We start from the raw sequence: 20,928 nt of genomic DNA on the forward strand, positions 1-20,928 counted from the left end.
GGGGGAAAACAAATGAAAAAAGTAGTTGCAGTTTTAATCTGCGGGCTTATGACGATGACGCTGTCAGGATGCAACAGTGCTAAGGTCGATCAATTGAATGATCAGCTAATACAACTGACACAGGAAAAAGAAGAGGTTATACAGGAAAAAAACAAGCTTCAGGAGGATCTTAGCGAAAAGGAAGAGACCATCAATCGCCTCCATGAAGAGCTTATGGCAATTGAAACGAAATATGATTTGTCCATCAAGGAAATTCGGTTGATTTCTGATGAAATGTATAAAGAAGGTGAACCGGAGGGGAAAATTTATGGTAAATTTAGTGCTGCTGTAAAGATAAAAAACAATACAGAAGAGGATATCTTAGATATAAAAACCATTGCAAGACTTGAAACCAGTTATGCAAACTATCCTAAATCGCAGCCGAAGATCACTGTAACAAAAATGGATACGATGGAACGGTTAAAGGTCGGAGAAGAAAGAGAAATCGTTTTTAGTGATTTTTCTGTAGATCATCCAGAAGTAATTCAGGAACTGATCATTAATGTAGTAGATCGGGGTGAAGTGGCAAAAGTAAAGATTCCAAAAGCTTTTCCGCCAGGAGTTGAGGATTAGAGTAAAGGAGATGGAAATATTCCACCTCCTTATTTTCTGGACCCTTTTTTCTTTTTTGCAACGGAAAAGCCAAAGCCTCCCAAGGACTTTTTGAGGCCGTAATATTGACCATGAGAATAGCAAATAGGATTAGATGCATCTAGATGGAACTTGTTTTTGTGATCCATGTATGTATCATCTACATTTACAGCTAAAACTTTTGCTAAGAACATGTCATGGGAACCCAGTTTTAGTATCTTTTCAACCTGACATTCAATGTTTACCGGACTCTCTTGAATGAGAGGTGCTTTTACTTTACTGGCAGGTGACGGTGTTAGGTTCATTTCTAAGAACTTGTTAACGTCTCTGCCGGATTTGACACCACAGTAATCTGTAGCTTTTACCAAAGCCTCTGTGGTTAGATTAATAACAAATTCCTTTGTCCTCTCAATGATTTCATAGGAATGTCTTTCAGGTCTTACTGAAATATAAGTCATTGCAGGATCTGAACATACGGTACCTGTCCAAGCAATCGTAATAATATTATAGTTTTCTTCACAATCACCACAGGTTACTAAAACTGCAGGAATAGGATAGACCATAGTTCCCGGTTTCCAAGTTAATTTTGCCAAAACTACCACTCCTATAACAATTTTGATCTTTCTATACTATTGTATCTTAAATCGGAAAAAATACATATAAGGATTCAGAAATTTGAAAAATGCAAGCAGGTGAAACAATGGCCATATACGTAATCGCAGATTTACATTTAAGCGGCAGTGTACAAAAACCCATGGACATCTTCGGTAACCAATGGGCAAATCATCATGAAAAAATAGAATATCACTGGAGAGAATGCGTCCATGAGGATGATATGGTTCTAATACCAGGAGATATATCCTGGGCCATGCGTTTAGAGGAAGCAATGGTTGATTTAAGATGGATTGACCAGCTTCCAGGAAAAAAGATATTATTGCGTGGAAATCATGACTACTGGTGGGGGTCTGTTAGGAAGTTAAATACCCTCTTTCCAAATATGTTTTTTTTACAGAATAATTCGAAGAATTTTGAAGCCTATGTAATTTGTGGTACCAGAGGATGGATTTGTCCAAATTCATATAAATTTGATCTACAAGATGAGAAAATATACAACCGTGAATTACAACGATTAAAGCTCTCTTTAGAAACAGGTGCGAAGCAAGGAAATAAAAAAATCATTGTGATGACCCATTATCCGCCGACCAATGATAAAATGGAGCCGTCAGAGTTTACGAAAATCTATGAAGATTATGGTGTAGAAAAGGTAGTGTATGGACATCTTCATGGAACCGATGGGTTTTGCGGAGCGCTGCAGGGGAGGTATAGAGGAGTTGAATATCAGTTAACTTCCTGTGACTATTTGAATTTTAAGCCGTTAAAGATCTATGATTAGTGGAATAAAATGTATGTATAGAAGCGCGATAGATTTGACGATATATTTATAAAGAATTAGCCAAATTAGAAATCTAAATTATGTTGAGGTGAATTATGAAGCAGCGCTATCCATCCCAAAAAGAAATTACGATCAGAACTTGCAGAAAATGCAGAGAAGCAATTCCTGAAAATGCACTGTACGACTATTGTCCAAAGTGCTTTAAAAGAATTGATGAAGTTTTTACAAAGATTAGAGATTATTTAGCGCAGTATCCTGGAGCGACTTCCTTTGAAATGGAACAAGAGTTAGGAATTCCGCATCATATAATTAGTAATTTTGTTAGGGAGGGACGTTTGGTAGAAATTCCAAATGATTATGTACATATTGAATGTAAAGGATGTGGATGCCTTCTTTTATCAGCCCATCATAAATTTTGTCCTTCCTGCAGAAGTAAGTTGGAGGCAGAGATAGAAAGTGCGAAAAATCAACTAAAGAAAGTAGATATAGTGGACAAAGCAAAAATGCACATCCGCCATAAATAGTGATCGATTTTATACCGGGAAATTACCCGGTACTTTTTTTATTAAAAAAAGAAAATTGCGGACATGGAAAACAAATGTAAAAATAATATGAAAATGAACTAGCCTATTGATTTTTATGAATGGATCATGTAATATTATCCTATGATAGTATACTGTATACATTGAGAAATAATTTCAATTAGTGTGGTTGCTATCATAATTCAGCAGGCGTTTTTTTATTATAATAATGTTAATAAAACTTCTCAACGAAGAAAAATGATTATATAAGGAGTGACTGATCATGGTTTGGAATGGGTTTAAAGCTGGGAAATGGCAAGAAGAGATTAATGTACGAGATTTTATACAAAGTAATTATACGCCCTATGAAGGGGATGAAAGCTTTTTGGAAGTACCCACAGAAAAAACTTTGAAACTATGGGAACAAGTACTTAGACTGTTTGAAGCAGAAAGAAAGAAAAATGGAACGCTAGATGTGGATGCAAATACAATTGCGTCTATTGTTTCTCACGGACCAGGATATATTGATAAAGAGTTGGAAACAATTGTTGGATTACAAACGGATGCTCCTTTAAAGAGAGCCCTGATGCCCTATGGTGGATTTAAAATGGTAAAGGATGCTTGCGATGCTTATGGCTATACACTAGATTCACAAGTCGAGGAAATTTTCACGAAATATAGAAAAACCCATAACCAAGGGGTATTTGATGTATATACACCGGAGATGAAAATGGCCCGAAAAACAGGGGTTATCACTGGATTGCCAGATGCATATGGAAGAGGAAGAATTATCGGAGATTATCGAAGAGTAGCTTTATATGGAATCAACCGCTTAGTTGAAGATAAAAAAGCGCAGAAGGCTTCTTTAGAAATGGACGCGATGACTGAAGAAGTAATCCGTTTGAGAGAAGAAATTACAGAACAAATCAAATCTCTTGGTGAACTGGCTCAAATGGCGAAAGATTACGGTTTTGATATTTCAAAACCTGCGAAAGATACAAAAGAAGCGATTCAGTGGCTTTACTTCGGATATCTTGCAGCGGTAAAAGAACAAAATGGAGCAGCCATGAGTATCGGAAGAATATCTACTTTCTTGGATATCTATATGGAAAGGGATTTGAAGAATGGTGTTTATTCAGAGGCTGAAATTCAGGAAATGATGGACCATTTCGTGATGAAGCTTAGAATGGTTAGATTTTTAAGAACACCTGACTACAATGAATTATTCAGCGGAGATCCTACTTGGGTAACAGAGTGTATCGCAGGTATGGGGATTGACGGAAGAACTTTAATAACCAAAAATTCATTTAGAATGCTGCATACATTATACAATTTAGGGCCTGCTCCAGAGCCAAATCTTACGATATTATGGTCTGTAAACCTGCCAGAGGCATTCAAAAAGTATTGCGGCAAGGCATCTATTAAAACCTCCTCTATTCAGTATGAAAATGACGATCTGATGAGAGAATACTGGGGAGATGACTATGGAATCGCCTGCTGTGTATCTGCAATGCGCATTGGAAAGCAAATGCAGTTCTTCGGAGCAAGAGCCAACTTAGCAAAAGCATTGCTTTATGCCATCAACGGCGGCGTTGATGAAAAGTTGGGAGTGCAAGTGGGTCCCAAATTTGAACCGATTACTTCGGAGTATTTAAATTATGAGGAAGTGATGGAGAAATTTGAAGTTCTAATGGACTGGTTATCCAAGCTGTATGTGAATACTTTAAATGTTATCCACTATATGCATGATAAGTATGCGTATGAGAGAATTGAAATGGCCCTTCATGATAGAGATGTATTAAGAACCATGGCTTGCGGAATTGCGGGATTATCAGTTGTAACCGATGCATTATCTGCGATCAAGCATGCAAAAGTGAAAGTAGTTCGTAATGATGCAGGCTTGGCAGTTGATTATATTGTTGAAGGGGAGTATCCAGCCTATGGAAATGATGATCCTAGGGCAGATGAAATCGCTAAGGATATCGTAAAGCGATTTATGGATAAATTAAGAAAGTGTCCGACTTATAGAAATTCTGTGGCAACTATGAGCGTACTGACGATTACCTCTAATGTAGTTTACGGTAAGAAAACAGGAAATACACCGGATGGTAGAAAAGCTGGAGAGCCCTTTGCACCAGGCGCCAATCCAATGCATAAACGGGATAAAAAAGGTGCCATTGCATCAATGAATTCCGTAGCTAAATTACCTTACGAGCACAGCCAGGATGGCATCTCATATACCTTCTCAATTGTGCCGAAAGCCCTAGGGAAAGATGGAGAAGGACAAGTAGACAACATGGTGGGCTTATTAGATGGATATTTTAGTCAAGAAGGACATCACATTAATGTAAATGTATTTGATAAAGAGACACTATTAGATGCAATGGAACATCCTGAGAAATATCCGCAGTTAACGGTTCGTGTTTCCGGATATGCGGTAAACTTTATTAAATTGACGAAAGAACAACAATTAGATGTAATTCATCGTACTTTCCACGAAAATATGTAATACCTACGGAGTGATGATCATGCCAAGCAAAGCAAGGGTTCATTCAATAGAAACCTGTGGTACAGTAGACGGGCCGGGAATCAGATATATTTTGTTTCTAGCCGGATGTCCTCTGCGCTGCAAATACTGCCATAATTGTGATACATGGAAAAAGGATATCGGAGAAGTTATGACGATCGATGAAATTATGGCAGATGTGATTAAGTATAAGCCCTATTTTAAATTTTCAAAGGGCGGGATCACGGTTTCTGGCGGAGAACCCACTTTGCAATGGCCAGTATTAGAGGAGTTATTTAGACAATGTAAGCTGGAGGGCATCCACACTTGCTTAGACACCTCAGGATATTGCGATCTAGAGAATGCTGAAAAGTTTTTACCCTATACAGATCTGGTTCTATTAGACATCAAGCAGATCAATGAGGAGAAGCATAGAATCCTTACCGGAGTTAGCAATAAAAAAACACTTGCTTTTGCGAAAGACTTGTCAGCGCGAAAGATTGCTATGTGGATTCGATATGTGGTAGTACCCGGGTATTCTGATGATCCAAAGGATATTGAAGAATTATGCCGATTTTTAAAAACCTTAAACAACATCGAGCGGGTAGAATTGCTTCCCTATCATAAAATGGGTGTTAGCAAATGGAAAGAGATGGGCCTTGATTATGAATTGGAGCATGTAGAGCCACCTACAGAGGAGCAGATGAAAAATATTCGGGAAATATTTGAAAAATATGATATTCAAACCTATTAACTCCTGTGCAAACAGGAGTTTTTGTATATAATCTATATATGAGCTCTTACTAGGAGGACAAGACTGTGGACTATCAAAAAATTTATTTGCAAGCTTATCAATATATGGGGGAGAAAGTACTTGAGGAAGATTGCGGAAAGCTTTGCAACAGCCATTGCTGCAGAAACAAAACAGAAATCGGAGAAAAGATTGGAATCTACCTGATGCCCCATGAGTTCGAAAGTGTTTATCAAGGAACTGAATTAGAGCAGCGGCTAAAGGTAGAAAAGCACAGCAGCAAGGTCTATTATATCCCACCAGGGGTCAAGTTTTTATATTATTTCCACTGCGACAAGGAACAGGGCTGCTTTCGAGAGCTGCGTCCGATTCAGTGCAGGTCCTATCCCTTTGAGCCCCATTTAGAGAAGGGAATACTGTCCATGGTAATAGAAAAAGAGCAGATCCATCAATGCCCTCTACTTGATCGCATTCATGACCTTAGAGATGCCTTTGTTAAGGGCGTATTTATGGGCTGGGAAACATTGCTGCAAATTCCAGAGGTAAGGCTTTTGGTGGAATATGACAGCAAAGAAAGAGCTCGGTGCAACAATATACTCCATCGTTTTAATGCAGATAAAAGCCTATGAGGGACTATGGCTCATAAATCATCTTTACGGTCATGCCCCCATCAATTACAAGATGCGTACCGGCTTGTGCATAAAAGCGTGAAATAGCCATACCGATGCCCTGACCTCCGCCAGTTACGAGGACAACTTTACCTGAAAAATCTTGCATATTTGATTCCTCCTTTTGTAAAATTCCTTTAAACAGGACAAACTATAAATGTGTTAAGGAAGGTGATGATAATGCCCCAAATTAAATTTAGAGGCGTGGAGATTGAGAAAATTTGTAGGTTTAGTCGCAGTATGATTGATGAATTAACAAAAATCATACAGTGTCCAAGAGATTATTTTACCATTGAACATATTGCTTCAACCTTTATACAGGATGAAGAGATTATTCAAGGATATCCTTTTGTAGAAGTTGTTTGGTTTGATCGCGGACAGTCTGTTCAAGACCAGACTGCAAAGGCTATCACCAAGTATCTGCAGCAGGCAGGCTGTGACCAAGTTGATATTTTCTTTCAGCCATTGGAGAAGCGTAGATATTATGAAAATGGTAAACACTTTTAGCATGCCTCAAAAAATTAATAATATTGTTTGCAGTATACATAATATGAATAGTATAATGATAAAAAGATTTTATTTTGCAACGAACTGAAAATATCATTTAAAGATATTTACTAAGAGCGAAATTAGGTGCTAAAAATGGTCTACAGGGTGCAGGAAAATGTCTTTGATAAGTTCTTCAAACATAGAGAATCCCTGATTCGTCAGTTTAAAAAAGGGGATATATCTAAACGGGAATTTTTAGAAGAACATTATAACTTTATTCAACAACTAAACTTAAAACCCTTTCAAAGAAGAATTGATTCTTTTGAAAAAGGCTTGTACAATTATCAATACTTTAATATGCTGGCAAAATATTGTTATATGAAATCAAAGGATATTAAGCTGCAGCAAAAACATCCAAGACTTGCAGAAAAGTTTCTAGAGGACTCTAACTATTACTATTATCAAAAGGATAAATCTACTCTTAAATTGCTGGAATTTTTAGAATTTAAGAATGTAGAGGCGTATTTTGTAAAAGTAAAATCTCCTGGTTTGAAAGATAAGTTATTTGAGATTGTATTAAAGGATTATGAAAATGTTATTTTTCATTCAAAAAATACTTGGCTTTTGGAACGATTGCAGGAAGAGGGCGTTTTTTTAGAAGGAAAGAAAAAATCTGTCATTGATAACTACATCAATGAAAAATATTAAGCACTATAAAAGGCCCCATGGTATTTTCAAAACAGGAAATAACCTATGGGGCCTCTATTGATTTTTTATACGGTTATGTCTAATTTACCTATAGCGTCATTGACACAATCACTGCAAAATCTAGCTCTGACATTGTCTAGCTTTGGGTTTTTGGTTGTAGGATTCTTTTTATCACTACGGATCAACTCACTAAGATAACCGTTTACATCGGTGTTATTTTTATTACGAATATCCATAAATTTGAGCCTCCTTTAGCAATATATTTTAGTATTTGCTTTTACAATAAGAATTAATCTCTGAAGCAGGATTTTATATATAGAGGTGGAAATAATGAATAAGAGTAAGAATGGAAGAGCGGAACATAAGAAGAAATTTATAAGGAGGCGAATAAAATGCCCAAAGTTTATGGTCAACGAATTGTTTTACGGGAATACCGAAAAGAGGATTTGCCTTTTATTCGACAATGGGTAAACAATGCTAACATTACAGATATGCTTTCAGATATATTTCTTTTTCCACATACAGAAAAAAATACAGAAGCATTTTTGGATATGATGCTTGCCGGAAGCAATAAAGAAACTTGTGGTTTTGTGATTGCCGATAAGGACACAGAAGAATATATTGGACAGATTGATTTGTTTCAAATTGATTGGAAAAACCGAAAGGCAGTTATGGGAATTATTGTAGGTAAAGAAGAGAACCAGAATAAAGGCTATGGCAAAGAAGCCATAAGACTGCTTCAGGAATACGGATTTAATCGTTTAGGGTTGAATAAGATTGAATTAACCGTTCGCGCCTATAATAAGAGAGGAATTCATTGTTATGAACAATGTGGATTTAAGGTCGAAGGTATATTGAGAGATGATTTTTTTATCCATGGGGAATATACAGATACGGTAAAAATGGCAATTCTTCAAAGAGAGTGGATCAATGGAGCAGATTGAAAAAAATACCTTTTGTAAATTATCCATGATTGACAAATACTACATATACTGCTTTCAATGAAAGGATGTAGAATGAATGACAAGATTGTTTATCATTGCCGTTGCACCGGGAATTGCTTTGGCTTTGGCAATGTATCTGACAGATCGATATGATCGGGAACCAATACATTTATTGGTAAAGGTTTTTGTATTTGGATGCTTGTCAGTAATCCCCACTGCTATCGTAGAAAGATTTTTACTGTCTTTTAATATTTTTACTGGGGTTTTAGGAGCTGCCTATACAGCCTTTATTGTGGCTGGCTTTACGGAAGAGTACTTTAAAAGAGCCGTAGTACTCAAAACAGCCTATTATCATCGCGCTTTCAATGAGAAACTGGATGGAATTGTATATGCGGTTTTTTCAGCGCTAGGCTTTGCCACGATTGAAAATATTATGTACGTAGTCTTTAGATTTACTGCAAACCCACAAGTCGGTCTATTTAGAGGAATTTTATCTGTACCGGCCCATATGCTTTTTGGCGTGACCATGGGATATTATTTATCCTTGTCACGGTTTGTACGCAATGAAGAGTTTCGAAAAGTATATTTACGAAGATCTTTAATTATACCAATGATTCTTCATGGGACCTTTAACTTTATTTTAATGGCGCAAATACCAATATTGATGGTTTTGTTTATACCCTTTGTAATCTACCTCTGGATGGTCAATTTAAGAAAGTTGGATGAATATGCGGAGGAATCAAAACGAACTTATGAGACCATGAATCTTCCTCTATATGACGATTTAGATAAAAGATAACAGCCTTTATAAAAAAAGGGCTGTTTTTTAATCTGAAAAACCTTTAATTTAGGGAATTGAGTTTCCAATTTCTATAAACTGAATACTATGATAGTGCAAGAAAATAATATAAAAGGGGGAAGTCCGCTTGAAACACTATGATCCTATGTGCGAAGATGAGGCTCTAAATGAATATATAGGGCAGTTGAGAGTTATTCTTGCCAGAGCCTATGTACCCTATCAATGCTATTTTATAAAATATCCATTACCGGAAGCACTTGAGGTAGGGACTTTGTTCCCGGAACTTGTAAAACCATGGCCACCTTTCTACTATGACCCTGTGGCTGGAAGTTAGTTTTGATATTAAGGGGGAAAATTTATGGAAAAAGAAAGAGTAGAAATGCTCAGAAGAATACAGGAAGTAGAGTTTGCCTGTATTGATTTGAATTTGTACTTGGATACCCATCCCACAGATAAAAGAGCACTAATGGATTACAACAGCTATACCTATCAACTGATGATGCTAAAAAAGCAATATGAGAGCATCTATGGACCTATGACTAATTTTGGGTATGCTCAAAGTCAGTATCCATGGGCTTGGATTGAAGATCCGTGGCCATGGGAAATTGAGTACTAAGGGGGGGAAATGTATGTGGATCTATGAAAAAAAGCTTGAATATCCAGTGAAAGTATCTTGTACTGATCCAAGAATGGCAAAATATATTATGACCCAACTAGGTGGTCCGGATTGCAATAGGATATGATACGTCATCACAAGTAATAATCTACTTCCAGGGAATGGAACAGCCTTGGCCTTGGGAGTCCGGAAAGGATTGTGAAGTATAAATGGGGGATCAGAGAGATACAGCAGGTATTGAAACCATCTTTCTATCTTCCTTAAAGATGGATTTAAAGGAGTTTCATGCTTTTATGTAGAAGTTAGTCATGATACAAAAAATATACTATATGAGATAAAATAGTACAATGTTTTTTCATATTGATAGAATATTGTACATTAAATTGATCATTCAAGGATGTATATAATTTATTGAAACCGTCCATTGATTTGTACAGGAGGTAGTGATATGAAAAAGGCAGTATTGATTTTTATGATATTTTCCCTTGTGGTATTTCCGGGATGCAGGCAAACCTATGATATAAAGGACAATACACTAAATAGGGAAAATCAACCAGATTCGGCAGAGTATAGTGAAGCAGCTTCAACTCAATCAACAGAGGATGTACTAAACCAACTTGCAAGCCAGGAATTTTTCATTCCGGGAGAAAAGCTATCTGATGCAGATGAGGAAACAATCACAGCCTTTGGGAAGGCCTTTGTAAACTTGTATAACGGTGCAGTTGGAGATCAAAAGAAAGTATCCTTTGAAAAATATATTTCAAACAAAAATCTACGAGAATTTACAGATAAAATGTTGGAGTTAACACAGAAACGGAAGCTGCAAGGCGGCAGTGCTGTAAATTACGGACTGAAAAATGAGTTTGGACAAGCTGAGATACAGCAAATACAAGATAACCTTTACTATATTGAGCTCCCCTTTCAATTTGAAGGCTCAGGGCAGACATGCAAAATACTCATAACTGTTGAAGACAAGTCCTTAAAGCTTGCTGATCTGTACTTTGGAACTAAGGACGGCGTAGATACCTCTGCCACAGGTCATCCGGCGGAAAGAGAGATAAATAATCCCGATTTGTGGGAAGATGAGGCATGGGTAAAGGGTGTTTTTGATAGATTGGAAGGTATTGAGAAAAGCCTTGGCTCTTGATTTTACCTAAGCCTAGAATCGTTATTTTAGACTATTTGCAGACATACTGATTATATAATAGGAAGGAGAAATTATGAATAAAAGAGATTATCAAGATAAGGAAGAGCAACGCAAAATAGAAGAGTATAAAAAAAAACCAATGATAAATTTTGCAGATTCAATAAACCGTTCAAAGATAGGTGACTTAAATAATTTAACAAAACAAGGATGGCTTAGTACGATTATCACCATAGCTATATTTATCGGGATATGGTTTTTTCTTTCCCGATGAGAGCAATGGACCGTAGAATGAATCGGAAAATCCAGCCTTTTCAGTAAAGTACCTTATTGATATCACAAAGAAAAAGAAATGTAAAATAACACTTCCTTTGACAGCGCCTAATAACATATAAAAGAATCCACATTTACCATACGTGTTCCGAAATAGTTCCATATAGTATTCAAAAAAAAGAAAAAAAGTGTATGCGGTTAACAATATTTATGCTTAGGCGTTGGAAAATCACTAAGTTTGTAGTATTGAGGTATTGCAAATCAAACCGAAACTAATCTAGAGGATAGCCTAAAGTATGTACTTGATAAATATGAAAAAAGGTTTACTAATAAAGGAGATTTAGGCTCTGGAAGATAACATTCTTGGCACAGTATGATGAAAGTGTGATAACAGCAGGTTATTGTCATATATAGATTATTTACATTTAGTAGAGGGGGAAGATAAAGTGAAGAAATTTTTAAAAGCTGCTGCAATAAGCTTTGTTGTAATTGCATTCATATTTGTTTTGTCGAGGTATGGATGGAGGATATTTGGATTTTCTATGTGCGATTCTCCAAGTTCGCTTTACGCTGAAACTGTTTCTGTTGAGAATGATTCAGTTCGCATACAAGGAGGAATAGGAAGCAGCGCACCAGCTTATGTGGGGCATATTTATAAGATAGAGGGTAGTAACCTTTATATAGGTGTAAAGCATAATACATTGTTGGGCTTTATTAACCGTTGGGGTGATTTTGATATAACAATATCAGTAGATGCCACAAGTATTGAAAATGTTTATTTTAAAGACAACAATAAAGAGAAACTGATATGGAATGCCAATGAAGGGCTTATTAGAGTCATTCCTCAAGCAACACAAAGCATAAATGATGCAACTGAAGATGATGATAAGGAATGATTTTATAAGTTCCGCAAGCTGCGCAAAATGAACATAATGATCAGTTGTGTTTAATATGCATTTTTCTTAGAAATGACAAATATTAATGGGGATGATTGTATTGAGAAATAGTAGAATTATAAAATTTCTAATAGCTTATTGTATTGTAAAAGTAATTAACTTTAAAATTGGCTTTTCTTATAATGTATTTACTGAAGGGTTTAATTTGATAAACCTTGTAATAGACCTAACAATATGGATAATTGCTTATAGTGGAGTAAGCCTGTTTTTTTCTAAATTCGTACCAGACAAAAATGTAACTGAGTGATGTTGCATATTTTTTTATAAACGTAATAACCCAAAATACAGATAATCAGCAAAACACCGTATTATTCAGATGATGTATTTTACGGTATTTTTATAAATAATCTATAATAGGAAAAGTTATATTCATTAATCAAAAAAAATTTAGGGGAATATTATTATGAGAAAAATAATGCTTACTGTCTTGTCGTTAGGAATTATTTTGATATTAGGAGGATGTGCAAAACCTACTTTAAAAGGTCTTTATCAAACAGAAAAAGACGTGAATGGATATTTTGTTCAGATATCTATTCTCCAAAAAGATAATAGTTTTGTTGAATATATTGATAACAGAGAAGTTGATAGAGGATCCTATGAAAAATTAGATGATAATGTATATAAAATGAAAAGTGATAAGCAAAATTTTAAAATTACCCTAAATAATGATAACTCTTTTGAGATAATTATAAATAAACTAAATGATGGAAACCAAATTAAAATGAAAAATATTAGTGCTACTCCAACAGTTTTTCCGGCAATATTTGATGATGCGGATGAATATAAAACTTTATTAGAGTAATATTGTCCATAATAAGAATTATGTGCAGTAGGGGTTGATTATATTTGGGGAGTGATGAGCTTGATATTAGGAATTAGTCATATTACCTTTATTGTTAAAGATTTAGACAAGGCAGCGACTTTTTTTGAAGAGATATTCGAGGCTAAAGAAGTGTATTCTAGTGGAGATAAAACCTTTTCTATATCTAAAGAAAAGTTCTTTTTGATAAATAATCTTTGGATTGCAGTTATGGAGGGAGAAAAAATTGAAAAAAGCTATAATCATATAGCTTTTAAAATAAATGAATCAGACTATGAAATGTATCTTGAGAGAATAGAAAAACTTGGCCTGGAAATAAAAAGTGGAAGGAAAAGAGTTATAGAAGAGGGTAATTCAATATATTTTTATGATTATGACAATCATCTATTTGAACTTCATACAGGTACATTAGAAACTAGACTTCTTCGTTATCAGAAAGAATATATGGGTTAAGTATAATGCAAAAAAGGGCTTTGTCGTCACAAAAAATAGGACGAGCCTTCATAACTGCTGAGAGCTCTATATTATAAAGAGGGGGGTAACCTCATAAATACAGTGTAAACCAAGATTGTGAATAAACTATGAACAATTTATCATTTTTTGTAGAAAAAAATTAGTAATTGAGTAGATATTGGTTATAGGATATATTATCACAAGTAATAATCTAGTTCCAAGGTATCATTAGTCTTATTGAACCTGATTTCCGAAACAATAGAGCGAATAGATTTTTGCTTTTCGATCATCGGCACATTGTCATTTACCAGCATATCATATACCACATTGATCCTTTCCCTAAAGGCATCCATATTACACTTATCTTCCTTGCTTTTCAGCTCATCGATCCTTGCCCTCAGGCTGGATTCTTCTTGTTGCAGCAACTCCTTATTAGACTTATACTCCATAAGCGTATCAATGCCGGCCAGAAAAGCTTCTTTAGCCCTTTCAAGCTTAGTATAAATCTTGTCTAACTGTTTGACTAGAGCTTCTATCTCCAGATCCACGCTGCTGGTAGTCCTGATATTATAACTTTTCGTTTCTTTGCCGGATATAAACTTCGAAAATTCACTGAGGATGGCTCTCTCGATTTTTTTGACAGTAATAGAGTGAGAAACCTTGCATCGTCCTCCGGCATAACCCCTGCACTGAAAGCTGGGAGCTTTTGTGGCAGTGTAGACCAAAGTCGAGCTGCAGCTGCTGCACCGGACCAACCCTGACAACCAATGCTTGCACTCATCAATGGGTCTTTGTTTGGGCTTATATATTTTCTTACGGGTTCTTATCTTTTCTTGAACTGCTTCAAATACATCTACAGATACGATGGGTTCATGTTTTCCGTCTGCGATCATGATTTCCTCACTATCAAAATCCCTTTTAAATCTACCGGTAGGGGTCCAACGAAGCTTTCCGATATATACCGGATTCCTAAGAATATATTCAATCCCTCTATTATCAAAGGACTTGTTCTTCTTCGTCAAGGCACCCATCTCATTTACCCGCTTTGTGATCCTATAAAAACTCTCATCATGATTCAGGTACTGGTCAAATATGTACCGAACGATCTTTGCTTCATGTTCTACAACTGTAAGCGTTCCTTGCTCTTTTACTTCATATCCATAGGATGCGCTGGTCTGCAATCCGCCCCGTTTAGCTTTCTCTGTCATTCCTTTTTTTACTTCATCGGCCAGGTTGAGAGAATAATACTCTGCCATAGCTTCCAGCATTGACTCCAGAATGATAGAAAACTTATCATCTTCCAGCTGCTCTGTGATGCTGACCACCTTGATCCCACAGTCTTTTCTCAGCAGCGATTTATATATCACACTATCTTCACGTGAACGGGAAAAGCGGTCGAACTTGTGGACCAAAATTATATCGAAGGGCTTTGGTTTTTTCTTAGCCAGCCGGACCATTTCCATAAAGGCCGGTCTTTTTTCTGCCTTGCGGCCGGAGATTCCTTCATCAACAAAAATATACTCAGAAGGCACTAGTATCCTATTTCTCTTTGCATAGTCAAACAACGCCTTTTTCTGTGCGTCTGGGCTGTATTCTACCTGCTCATCTGTACTGACCCGGATATATAAGGCGGCTGTTTTCATGATATCACCTTCTTTATGTATTCCTTGATTTAGTTAATGATATGAAAGAAGAAAGTTAATCAGTACATCGCATTCCCCCTTTACTATAGAAAAAGCACATTAAATAAAGCCTAACAGTTCTCATGGATAAATACAGAAGGAAGGCCCGTTAAGCATAAGCTTCTTGCCTCATCAAGCTTCCAGAACATCTCCTGCTTAGCCATGAATTCAAGTTTCTGCCTTGCAAACTCCTCTGTCACCATGAAATAGTCTGCCAGACCATATAAGGTTTCAACTATTTTTCGTTTAATCATGCTTGTAGCATAGCCTTATGGATCAAAAAATCAGCAGCCCATCTGAGGGCAGCAAGCTCCTTTTTAGCAATCACTTACCTGTCTGCATAACACATGTATTTCCTTAGTGTGATATCTCCAATCGTAGTCCTGTAGTGTCCGATCTCTTCTGTCAGGACAGTCCGGTATAACCGCTCATTACCCCTGATGCGCTCATTGATAAATATTATATAATAGCTGCCATCATAGTAGTAATAGCCGAGAACCTTTTCGGGCAGGGGAATGAATTCCTTGATAATACGGCACTTGGCAATGATATTTTCAAGTTTGTCTGTCTCAATCAAAACACTACCTCCTGAACAGAATATATGTTCGGAAAAATATCTTACCATAGATTTCCTGGCCATAAAAGTAGAAAAAGGATGAAGCAGATAGAAATTTTTAATATAATAGAAAAGAAAAATCATTACGATAATATAATGGAAAACGAGAAAGAGTTCCAGAAATACTGGAACTCTAAAGCATATGTTTGTAGCTACTTATCTATTTTATCGTTAGCTAGTTGATAATCTGAGATAGCAATCGTATCAATACTCTTTTTATTTTCTAACAGCGTAGTATAATCCCTGATGACCATTCTTTCAAAAGTCTTTCGATGCTTTTCAATGCTTTTCAATTTCGCTAGGTAGAACATTATATCTATAATAATTCCAATGAGATATAGATGGATGACCTTGTTTAAACTTCTTTACCATATCTTTAGCTTCACATACATAAATAAGCTTGTTTTCCGTATCAATCAAAGTATAGATAACATTATAGGCACCGATTTCAGCTTCAAATTCAGATCTTGGTTTCCAATCCTGTTTATGTATCCGGAAAGTATCTTTATTATTTAGCTCGTCGTCAATCTTGTGCAGAATAGGGGAACCAACCATTCTTTTAAATAATTCAGGAAAGCTAGGTTTTTGAGTGTAATAGACTGTAAAGTAGAATGTTTTATTCTCTGAGTCATATTCTATATCAAAAAACTCCCAGAAGGGGATTTCGTCTTCAATTTTCTTTGGTTTTTCATTTCTCAATCGTGCTTCTAAGTTCCTCATATAACTCATCAAATAGACATCCTTTATTCGGCCAAGAAGATCATTAGAAAACCATAGTCTATAGGCTGGTGTGGTTCTTTTGTTTTTGGCGACGGTCACCCAGCCATCATATTCTAATTTTCCAAAAACAATTTTAACATGAGAATTAGGGTCTTTTTTAGAATTACAATGAAAAAAGTATGATTGTATATTCCACATGTTGCATGTCCAGGTAGGAAGCGCGGTTCCTTTGTAGTTAAAAAGAGAAGAATCAACCTTTTTTTCTCCATAACGGATAATCAACGTTTGATCTTTCTAGTTTCATTATTCGAATTCCTTTATTGTGTAATCCTGAATCAGGAGAATTAAAGGCCTTAAAGCGACTTTGATTTTGGGAACCAGAATCCAAATCACTTTAAAGCCCATAATAAACTAAAACTGTTGCTGTTTGCCTAAAGGACTCTATCAATGTAGCAAAATGATTGAGGTATTCGAAATACATTACTGAAATCTTTGGGATCAAGTGGGGTATCATATAATTTTATTTTGCCGATTTTTATTGCATATGCATTGTCTCTATTTTTAAAATAGTCCTTAAAGAAAGTATAATTAATACCAGAGTACTCATTGGTTTTATCCCATATGGCATCAACATTATCATGTAATACATCTTCGATCTTAAACTCCCCTACAATTTTCCCCTCTGGTTTAGTGGAATAGATTACGATAGTATCAATGTTTTTCTTAAAGATGGATTTTCTATATTCGTATCTCTTCTCGCCGTTAAAAATCTTTTCAACATATTCTGGTTTAATCGATAATAAGACTTTCATTTATACCACCTTTCCTACAAATTTGCCTAAACTGATCATCTGTAAGCTTCATAAAACCGGCATACGCGTTCCTCTCTATACCTATTTCTTCAATAAGCTTGCCCCTAGTCAGCCTTTTATTTAGTGCAGCATTGTATGTCATTTTTATAGTATATATGTTCTCACTATGATTATACCACTGACTGAGCTCGGCTTGTGAGAAAATACTATAATTTCTACAATAATCATAAAAGTGCTTGAAGTTGTTGAAATGGTTTTTAGGTTTCATCTCTTCAACGACGCACACAGATGTAACTACTGAACGATACTCAGCAGGACCTTTATTATCTTTTGTTCTATAGATAACCAAGATATCTCCAGGTCGCAAACTAGATACCTGCTTCATTTTACATATGTAAATTTTATGAATGCTATTAGTATGTGATACATCCTAGCTACAATTTCATCAAGAGATTGAAAAATGAATTTCCACATATAAATATCGATGCTCTTTTTTTAGAAAAGACTACACGAAGAGTGTTGTGAATTATCAGCCTGAATTACTATCGATAGGAGCTGATTCCAATGGCAAAGCAAGCAACCATTCAAAACAACATCCAAAAGTATCGAGAGTACCACGACTTGAACCAGGAGGAGCTGGCGGAGCAACTGGGAATCACCCGGGAGTATCTGTCCAAGCTGGAGAATCAGAAGTTCTCTCCCGGGCCCGATTTGATGGCACGCATTTGCAGACGGTTTGAGGTGGAGCTGGGAGAATAATGGATAAAACTATGGAGCAGCGTGTGGAGGGGCTAGAAAGAAAGGTAGCTTAGTTGGAGGCTCATGCTCCAGCCCAGGGGCAGAAAAATATAAGCATTTTTGAAAAAACTGAAAATGAAAATTTAAATTTGCTGCAAAAAAATAGAATCACATGCTCTGAGTTTCAATCTATAGAGCGTAATATAAGATGAAAATTTGAAAGGTCGACTATGCTCTAAGGGTTAAGATTTAAAACTACATCATTCTAGATTTTGCATTCTAAAGAGATTGCAATTATCGATACAGGGGAGCAGAGTAGGTAAAGGCTACATGTCGCATTTTACATCAATGGATAGGGAGAAGAGAATAGATGAATTTCTAAAAAAGCTATTAAAATGAGAACTATTCTATTTCATGGAAAATAGAATATATTGAGGTGATGATTATGGCACGCAAGGAACTAATTGTAAAATCCTATATTGTAAGAGATGGGGAAAGAACATTGATCAGCAGCTTGCCTGAAGAAGAACAGAAGAAGATTGCCTCTGCATTGAAAGACAAGTTTATGCTTTCACTGGGATACGTGCCGGAAGACACAGAGAAAGAACAGGAAAAACCCGAAATGCTAAAGACTAGTACTACATACTAGAAGAAATTATCATGCAGCATAGAAAGCTCATCGCAGAATGGGCAAATGGTTTTATATATCATCCCGTATTTGGGATATGTTTTTTAGATATATGCCTGACAAGCTCAGAAGGAGGTGAACTGGAAATGAACGACCGGATTTCACTAAATGATTTTGCTGAGGCCTGTGGAAGAAGAAGCTATGTGTCGACCCAACTAAAGCTGTTGATTGAGAAAAACATCATACTGTAGAAAAACTACCAGCCGGGGAAGACACCACTGTATGGTATGAACATAAGGGTTTCGTAGATACGAAACAGTTACACAAATACATAACGAAAGGGTTATACAAATGCGAAACACTACTCTCGTGGTAGAACGGATGCATACGGCGGACCCTATGTAGGAAAGAAAAATTTATCCATGAAGTGCCTCATTCGTACATCGGTTAAATCACCGGAAGATAGAGTGAGAGCGGCGAAGGAAGAGATCAGGAGACTGCTGACGGAGTAGAGTATTTTGGTGATTATGTGACATGATCAAGATAAAAGCTTTATTTAGCGAAGTTTACTAGGGACACTAACTAAATAAAGGTAGGACCAAAATATTGATATACCAAGAGGGTTCCTAAAAGGATTGATATCATATTTGATTATCAAAGTGTAGCTTGTAAGCAGCATCATGGTTATGAGCATTCCCTGATACTTAACACGGCCAAAGAGATTAATTAATTTAGCTTTATAATTAAATGCTATGTTTAATAGATAAAGCACGAAAACCAAGATAGATGCAGGTAAAAATAAAAATGCTAAATTCATGTAAACACAGTCCTTTTCGAAATGATTATAGGACAATTATAACAGAACAACATAAGCATTGCCATAAATATATAGCGTGAAAGTTGTATTTAGCGAAGTTTATTAGAAAATAAATAACTAAAAAAACCTATCAGAAAACCTAATTTTAAATATCTATCAATAACCATTCCGGGATTATGATAAAGAATAAAAGGTATTCCAAGTGTAAGAAATATGAAAAAAAGTAATAAAAACTCTATTTTTTCTAATAATTTAGTTTTCTTATCAATGAGATATAGGGTTATGACGGATAAGCTACTACCCAAGAGGGTTTTTAATATATCAGGTACATGACTCAAAGTAGTCGGCTCCTCTCGAATACTGTATCTCTATTTATACACGATATTGGAAAAGATGGAATGAAACTGAATTAAATAAATATTTAACGCGGATGATGCTGTCTTTCTGCCGCTAAAAAGCAACAGAGTCCTAAAATTGGGCCCATGGATATATTCAGACCTACATTAAGGAAATCAAATATCATTGCAGATAGAGCTCCTAATAGTGCGCCATGAAAAAAATTGAACTTAACTTTTTTAAGAAGAACACTTCTAAAATTAAACTGTTTATTTAGTAAAGAAAGCAGTAAGAAAGATAATGCGCCAATAAGTCCTGAATATAGAACAGACAAAATTATCAACTCCTAATTGTAATGTATTTCCATTATAACATAGAAGAGTATAAACGAAATATAATCTTGCGCACAGGAGAAAGAAATAGGGTATAAACAAAATATCAAATGTCTGATCCAATAAACGCGGGCTGAACTATGGGGGAGAAACTGCGGGTAATAGTTGAAGATCTTGTGGAAGATGGACATACTGAGTTTGAGGCCATAGCAGCAGTACGAAGTTCTGTGGCATTATAAGAATTTGAAGTACAGTTTAGAGCAGATTGACAGAGAGATCGTGCGTTTGAAGTGGGAGGGTGCCCCTTCACTGCCCGGCGCGATCAATTATACCGGTATGCCTAGCGGCAGCAGGGTGCAGGATGAGATGATAAACATTGTCTTTCAGATTAAAAAATTCATGGATTTAAAGGAACATACAAAAGTACAGATGGAGGAGATTGATCTGATCCTGGAGGAGCTGAAACAGGAACCGGGATGTGAAAATTACGGAAAGGTATTAAAACTATAGTAAGGATGGTAAAGCAGGAAATTCATAAGTCGTAAATTTCTAATACAGACAGCCTAAACGATATGG

At 36.0% G+C, this 20,928-nt stretch carries 32 protein-coding genes; 22 read left to right on the forward strand and 10 right to left on the reverse strand.

Annotation, left to right across the window (positions count from 1 at the left end; all coding sequences use genetic code 11):
• Nucleotides 1-12 precede the first annotated feature (12 nt).
• Nucleotides 13-612: a coiled-coil domain-containing protein gene (locus Gferi_RS23240; RefSeq protein ID WP_069980513.1), complete on the forward strand. Its 600-nt coding sequence runs from the start codon at nucleotides 13-15 to the stop codon at nucleotides 610-612.
• A 29-nt stretch (nucleotides 613-641) separates the two neighbouring features.
• Here the strand turns inward: Gferi_RS23240 and Gferi_RS23245 are convergent, their stop codons facing one another.
• Complete coding sequence (locus tag Gferi_RS23245; protein ID WP_207645775.1) at nucleotides 642-1,223, reverse strand: flavin reductase family protein; 582 nt, start codon at nucleotides 1,221-1,223, stop codon at nucleotides 642-644.
• Between the two features lie 107 nt (nucleotides 1,224-1,330).
• Between Gferi_RS23245 and Gferi_RS23250 the strand changes: the two genes are divergently transcribed.
• From Gferi_RS23250 to Gferi_RS23270, 5 genes are all read left to right on the forward strand, one after another.
• Nucleotides 1,331-2,023 carry a metallophosphoesterase gene (locus Gferi_RS23250; protein WP_069980514.1) on the forward strand — a complete coding sequence of 231 codons (693 nt, stop codon included), beginning with the start codon at nucleotides 1,331-1,333 and terminating at the stop codon, nucleotides 2,021-2,023.
• Between the two features lie 95 nt (nucleotides 2,024-2,118).
• Nucleotides 2,119-2,547 carry a zinc ribbon domain-containing protein gene (locus Gferi_RS23255; protein ID WP_069980515.1) on the forward strand — a complete coding sequence of 143 codons (429 nt, stop codon included), beginning with the start codon at nucleotides 2,119-2,121 and terminating at the stop codon, nucleotides 2,545-2,547.
• Nucleotides 2,548-2,824: 277 nt separating this feature from the next.
• Nucleotides 2,825-5,053, forward strand: a complete 2,229-nt coding sequence (pflB, locus tag Gferi_RS23260) for a formate C-acetyltransferase (protein WP_269466099.1) — start codon at nucleotides 2,825-2,827, stop codon at nucleotides 5,051-5,053.
• 19 nt (nucleotides 5,054-5,072) lie between these two features.
• On the forward strand, nucleotides 5,073-5,804 hold the full coding sequence (gene pflA / locus Gferi_RS23265) for a pyruvate formate-lyase-activating protein (protein ID WP_156782471.1): 732 nt from the start codon (nucleotides 5,073-5,075) through the stop codon (nucleotides 5,802-5,804).
• Nucleotides 5,805-5,869: 65 nt separating this feature from the next.
• Nucleotides 5,870-6,430 (forward strand): hypothetical protein, encoded by a 561-nt coding sequence (locus tag Gferi_RS23270; protein ID WP_069980518.1) that lies wholly within the window; start codon nucleotides 5,870-5,872, stop codon nucleotides 6,428-6,430.
• 4 nt (nucleotides 6,431-6,434) lie between these two features.
• Here the strand turns inward: Gferi_RS23270 and Gferi_RS28345 are convergent, their stop codons facing one another.
• Nucleotides 6,435-6,578: a hypothetical protein gene (locus tag Gferi_RS28345; protein ID WP_156782472.1), complete on the reverse strand. Its 144-nt coding sequence runs from the start codon at nucleotides 6,576-6,578 to the stop codon at nucleotides 6,435-6,437.
• Between the two features lie 71 nt (nucleotides 6,579-6,649).
• On the opposite strand from Gferi_RS28345, the gene Gferi_RS23275 reads away from it, so the two are divergent.
• Nucleotides 6,650-6,976, forward strand: a complete 327-nt coding sequence (locus Gferi_RS23275; protein WP_069980519.1) for a DUF1904 domain-containing protein — start codon at nucleotides 6,650-6,652, stop codon at nucleotides 6,974-6,976.
• Between the two features lie 135 nt (nucleotides 6,977-7,111).
• Nucleotides 7,112-7,666, forward strand: a complete 555-nt coding sequence (locus tag Gferi_RS23280) for a DUF6648 family protein (RefSeq protein ID WP_069980520.1) — start codon at nucleotides 7,112-7,114, stop codon at nucleotides 7,664-7,666.
• Between the two features lie 65 nt (nucleotides 7,667-7,731).
• Here the strand turns inward: Gferi_RS23280 and Gferi_RS28350 are convergent, their stop codons facing one another.
• Nucleotides 7,732-7,902 (reverse strand): hypothetical protein, encoded by a 171-nt coding sequence (locus Gferi_RS28350; RefSeq protein WP_156782473.1) that lies wholly within the window; start codon nucleotides 7,900-7,902, stop codon nucleotides 7,732-7,734.
• Nucleotides 7,903-8,058: 156 nt separating this feature from the next.
• On the opposite strand from Gferi_RS28350, the gene Gferi_RS23285 reads away from it, so the two are divergent.
• The 10 genes from Gferi_RS23285 to fosXCC all read left to right on the forward strand — a co-directional run bounded on the left by Gferi_RS23285 (nucleotide 8,059) and on the right by fosXCC (nucleotide 13,671).
• Complete coding sequence (locus tag Gferi_RS23285) at nucleotides 8,059-8,610, forward strand: GNAT family N-acetyltransferase (protein ID WP_069980521.1); 552 nt, start codon at nucleotides 8,059-8,061, stop codon at nucleotides 8,608-8,610.
• 76 nt (nucleotides 8,611-8,686) lie between these two features.
• Nucleotides 8,687-9,409 carry a PrsW family intramembrane metalloprotease gene (locus tag Gferi_RS23290; RefSeq protein ID WP_069980522.1) on the forward strand — a complete coding sequence of 241 codons (723 nt, stop codon included), beginning with the start codon at nucleotides 8,687-8,689 and terminating at the stop codon, nucleotides 9,407-9,409.
• Between the two features lie 127 nt (nucleotides 9,410-9,536).
• Entirely contained in the window at nucleotides 9,537-9,743 is a 207-nt protein-coding gene (locus Gferi_RS23295; RefSeq protein WP_069980523.1) for a spore coat associated protein CotJA, read from the forward strand.
• A 24-nt stretch (nucleotides 9,744-9,767) separates the two neighbouring features.
• Nucleotides 9,768-10,025, forward strand: a complete 258-nt coding sequence (locus Gferi_RS23300; RefSeq protein ID WP_069980524.1) for a spore coat protein CotJB — start codon at nucleotides 9,768-9,770, stop codon at nucleotides 10,023-10,025.
• Nucleotides 10,026-10,038: 13 nt separating this feature from the next.
• Nucleotides 10,039-10,152: a manganese catalase family protein gene (locus Gferi_RS27790; RefSeq protein ID WP_156782474.1), complete on the forward strand. Its 114-nt coding sequence runs from the start codon at nucleotides 10,039-10,041 to the stop codon at nucleotides 10,150-10,152.
• Nucleotides 10,153-10,473: 321 nt separating this feature from the next.
• A complete protein-coding gene (locus Gferi_RS23305; RefSeq protein WP_069980525.1) occupies nucleotides 10,474-11,172 on the forward strand; it encodes a hypothetical protein in 699 nt (232 codons plus the stop codon).
• Nucleotides 11,173-11,245: 73 nt separating this feature from the next.
• Nucleotides 11,246-11,443 carry a DUF6366 family protein gene (locus Gferi_RS23310; protein ID WP_069980526.1) on the forward strand — a complete coding sequence of 66 codons (198 nt, stop codon included), beginning with the start codon at nucleotides 11,246-11,248 and terminating at the stop codon, nucleotides 11,441-11,443.
• A 445-nt stretch (nucleotides 11,444-11,888) separates the two neighbouring features.
• Entirely contained in the window at nucleotides 11,889-12,338 is a 450-nt protein-coding gene (locus Gferi_RS23315; RefSeq protein ID WP_069980527.1) for a hypothetical protein, read from the forward strand.
• Between the two features lie 463 nt (nucleotides 12,339-12,801).
• A complete protein-coding gene (locus Gferi_RS23325; protein WP_069980529.1) occupies nucleotides 12,802-13,200 on the forward strand; it encodes a hypothetical protein in 399 nt (132 codons plus the stop codon).
• Nucleotides 13,201-13,260: 60 nt separating this feature from the next.
• The gene (fosXCC, locus tag Gferi_RS23330) at nucleotides 13,261-13,671 is read left to right on the forward strand and encodes a fosfomycin resistance hydrolase FosXCC (RefSeq protein ID WP_069980530.1); all 411 of its coding nucleotides are present in this window, start codon (nucleotides 13,261-13,263) and stop codon (nucleotides 13,669-13,671) included.
• A 197-nt stretch (nucleotides 13,672-13,868) separates the two neighbouring features.
• Here the strand turns inward: fosXCC and Gferi_RS23335 are convergent, their stop codons facing one another.
• The 6 genes from Gferi_RS23335 to Gferi_RS23355 form a co-directional block, all read right to left on the reverse strand.
• On the reverse strand, nucleotides 13,869-15,314 hold the full coding sequence (locus Gferi_RS23335) for a recombinase family protein (RefSeq protein ID WP_069980531.1): 1,446 nt from the start codon (nucleotides 15,312-15,314) through the stop codon (nucleotides 13,869-13,871).
• A gap of 110 nt (nucleotides 15,315-15,424) precedes the next feature.
• Nucleotides 15,425-15,607 (reverse strand): hypothetical protein, encoded by a 183-nt coding sequence (locus tag Gferi_RS28925; RefSeq protein WP_236932649.1) that lies wholly within the window; start codon nucleotides 15,605-15,607, stop codon nucleotides 15,425-15,427.
• A 74-nt stretch (nucleotides 15,608-15,681) separates the two neighbouring features.
• Nucleotides 15,682-15,930: a hypothetical protein gene (locus Gferi_RS28930; protein ID WP_236932650.1), complete on the reverse strand. Its 249-nt coding sequence runs from the start codon at nucleotides 15,928-15,930 to the stop codon at nucleotides 15,682-15,684.
• Between the two features lie 318 nt (nucleotides 15,931-16,248).
• Nucleotides 16,249-16,971, reverse strand: a complete 723-nt coding sequence (locus Gferi_RS23345) for a hypothetical protein (protein WP_207645776.1) — start codon at nucleotides 16,969-16,971, stop codon at nucleotides 16,249-16,251.
• 149 nt (nucleotides 16,972-17,120) lie between these two features.
• Entirely contained in the window at nucleotides 17,121-17,501 is a 381-nt protein-coding gene (locus Gferi_RS23350) for an ASCH domain-containing protein (protein ID WP_069980532.1), read from the reverse strand.
• A complete protein-coding gene (locus Gferi_RS23355; protein WP_069980533.1) occupies nucleotides 17,479-17,868 on the reverse strand; it encodes a hypothetical protein in 390 nt (129 codons plus the stop codon). Before Gferi_RS23355 ends, Gferi_RS23350 begins: the two co-directional genes overlap by 23 nt.
• 197 nt (nucleotides 17,869-18,065) lie before the next feature.
• On the opposite strand from Gferi_RS23355, the gene Gferi_RS23360 reads away from it, so the two are divergent.
• The 3 genes from Gferi_RS23360 (at nucleotide 18,066) to Gferi_RS23370 (ending at nucleotide 19,118) form a co-directional block, all read left to right on the forward strand.
• A complete protein-coding gene (locus Gferi_RS23360; protein ID WP_069980534.1) occupies nucleotides 18,066-18,260 on the forward strand; it encodes a helix-turn-helix transcriptional regulator in 195 nt (64 codons plus the stop codon).
• 424 nt (nucleotides 18,261-18,684) lie between these two features.
• On the forward strand, nucleotides 18,685-18,888 hold the full coding sequence (locus tag Gferi_RS23365; RefSeq protein WP_069980535.1) for a hypothetical protein: 204 nt from the start codon (nucleotides 18,685-18,687) through the stop codon (nucleotides 18,886-18,888).
• A gap of 11 nt (nucleotides 18,889-18,899) precedes the next feature.
• Nucleotides 18,900-19,118 carry a hypothetical protein gene (locus Gferi_RS23370; protein ID WP_069980536.1) on the forward strand — a complete coding sequence of 73 codons (219 nt, stop codon included), beginning with the start codon at nucleotides 18,900-18,902 and terminating at the stop codon, nucleotides 19,116-19,118.
• 987 nt (nucleotides 19,119-20,105) lie between these two features.
• Here the strand turns inward: Gferi_RS23370 and Gferi_RS23380 are convergent.
• Nucleotides 20,106-20,354 carry a hypothetical protein gene (locus tag Gferi_RS23380; protein ID WP_069980538.1) on the reverse strand — a complete coding sequence of 83 codons (249 nt, stop codon included), beginning with the start codon at nucleotides 20,352-20,354 and terminating at the stop codon, nucleotides 20,106-20,108.
• Nucleotides 20,355-20,637: 283 nt separating this feature from the next.
• On the opposite strand from Gferi_RS23380, the gene Gferi_RS23385 reads away from it, so the two are divergent.
• A complete protein-coding gene (locus tag Gferi_RS23385) occupies nucleotides 20,638-20,862 on the forward strand; it encodes a hypothetical protein (protein ID WP_069980539.1) in 225 nt (74 codons plus the stop codon).
• Nucleotides 20,863-20,928 lie beyond the last annotated feature (66 nt).

Origin of the sequence: Geosporobacter ferrireducens (genome assembly GCF_001750685.1) — a bacterium.
GTDB classification, from domain to species: domain Bacteria; phylum Bacillota; class Clostridia; order Peptostreptococcales; family Thermotaleaceae; genus Geosporobacter; species Geosporobacter ferrireducens.

What these genes read in the sequence shown, in the direction of transcription:
- Gferi_RS23240 (WP_069980513.1), top strand. Translation starts at nt 13, where the DNA reads ATGAAAAAAGTAGTTGCAGTTTTAATCTGCGGGCTTATGACGATGACG.
- Gferi_RS23250 (WP_069980514.1), top strand. Translation starts at nt 1,331, where the DNA reads ATGGCCATATACGTAATCGCAGATTTACATTTAAGCGGCAGTGTACAA.
- Gferi_RS23255 (WP_069980515.1), top strand. Translation starts at nt 2,119, where the DNA reads ATGAAGCAGCGCTATCCATCCCAAAAAGAAATTACGATCAGAACTTGC.
- pflA (WP_156782471.1), top strand. Translation starts at nt 5,073, where the DNA reads ATGCCAAGCAAAGCAAGGGTTCATTCAATAGAAACCTGTGGTACAGTA.
- Gferi_RS28345 (WP_156782472.1), bottom strand. Translation starts at nt 6,578, where the DNA reads ATGCAAGATTTTTCAGGTAAAGTTGTCCTCGTAACTGGCGGAGGTCAG.
- Gferi_RS23275 (WP_069980519.1), top strand. Translation starts at nt 6,650, where the DNA reads ATGCCCCAAATTAAATTTAGAGGCGTGGAGATTGAGAAAATTTGTAGG.
- Gferi_RS23280 (WP_069980520.1), top strand. Translation starts at nt 7,112, where the DNA reads ATGGTCTACAGGGTGCAGGAAAATGTCTTTGATAAGTTCTTCAAACAT.
- Gferi_RS28350 (WP_156782473.1), bottom strand. Translation starts at nt 7,902, where the DNA reads ATGGATATTCGTAATAAAAATAACACCGATGTAAACGGTTATCTTAGT.
- Gferi_RS23285 (WP_069980521.1), top strand. Translation starts at nt 8,059, where the DNA reads ATGCCCAAAGTTTATGGTCAACGAATTGTTTTACGGGAATACCGAAAA.
- Gferi_RS23290 (WP_069980522.1), top strand. Translation starts at nt 8,687, where the DNA reads ATGACAAGATTGTTTATCATTGCCGTTGCACCGGGAATTGCTTTGGCT.
- Gferi_RS23300 (WP_069980524.1), top strand. Translation starts at nt 9,768, where the DNA reads ATGGAAAAAGAAAGAGTAGAAATGCTCAGAAGAATACAGGAAGTAGAG.
- Gferi_RS27790 (WP_156782474.1), top strand. Translation starts at nt 10,039, where the DNA reads ATGTGGATCTATGAAAAAAAGCTTGAATATCCAGTGAAAGTATCTTGT.
- Gferi_RS23305 (WP_069980525.1), top strand. Translation starts at nt 10,474, where the DNA reads ATGAAAAAGGCAGTATTGATTTTTATGATATTTTCCCTTGTGGTATTT.
- Gferi_RS23310 (WP_069980526.1), top strand. Translation starts at nt 11,246, where the DNA reads ATGAATAAAAGAGATTATCAAGATAAGGAAGAGCAACGCAAAATAGAA.
- Gferi_RS23325 (WP_069980529.1), top strand. Translation starts at nt 12,802, where the DNA reads ATGAGAAAAATAATGCTTACTGTCTTGTCGTTAGGAATTATTTTGATA.
- Gferi_RS23335 (WP_069980531.1), bottom strand. Translation starts at nt 15,314, where the DNA reads ATGAAAACAGCCGCCTTATATATCCGGGTCAGTACAGATGAGCAGGTA.
- Gferi_RS28925 (WP_236932649.1), bottom strand. Translation starts at nt 15,607, where the DNA reads ATGATTAAACGAAAAATAGTTGAAACCTTATATGGTCTGGCAGACTAT.
- Gferi_RS23350 (WP_069980532.1), bottom strand. Translation starts at nt 17,501, where the DNA reads ATGAAAGTCTTATTATCGATTAAACCAGAATATGTTGAAAAGATTTTT.
- Gferi_RS23360 (WP_069980534.1), top strand. Translation starts at nt 18,066, where the DNA reads ATGGCAAAGCAAGCAACCATTCAAAACAACATCCAAAAGTATCGAGAG.
- Gferi_RS23365 (WP_069980535.1), top strand. Translation starts at nt 18,685, where the DNA reads ATGGCACGCAAGGAACTAATTGTAAAATCCTATATTGTAAGAGATGGG.
- Gferi_RS23370 (WP_069980536.1), top strand. Translation starts at nt 18,900, where the DNA reads ATGCAGCATAGAAAGCTCATCGCAGAATGGGCAAATGGTTTTATATAT.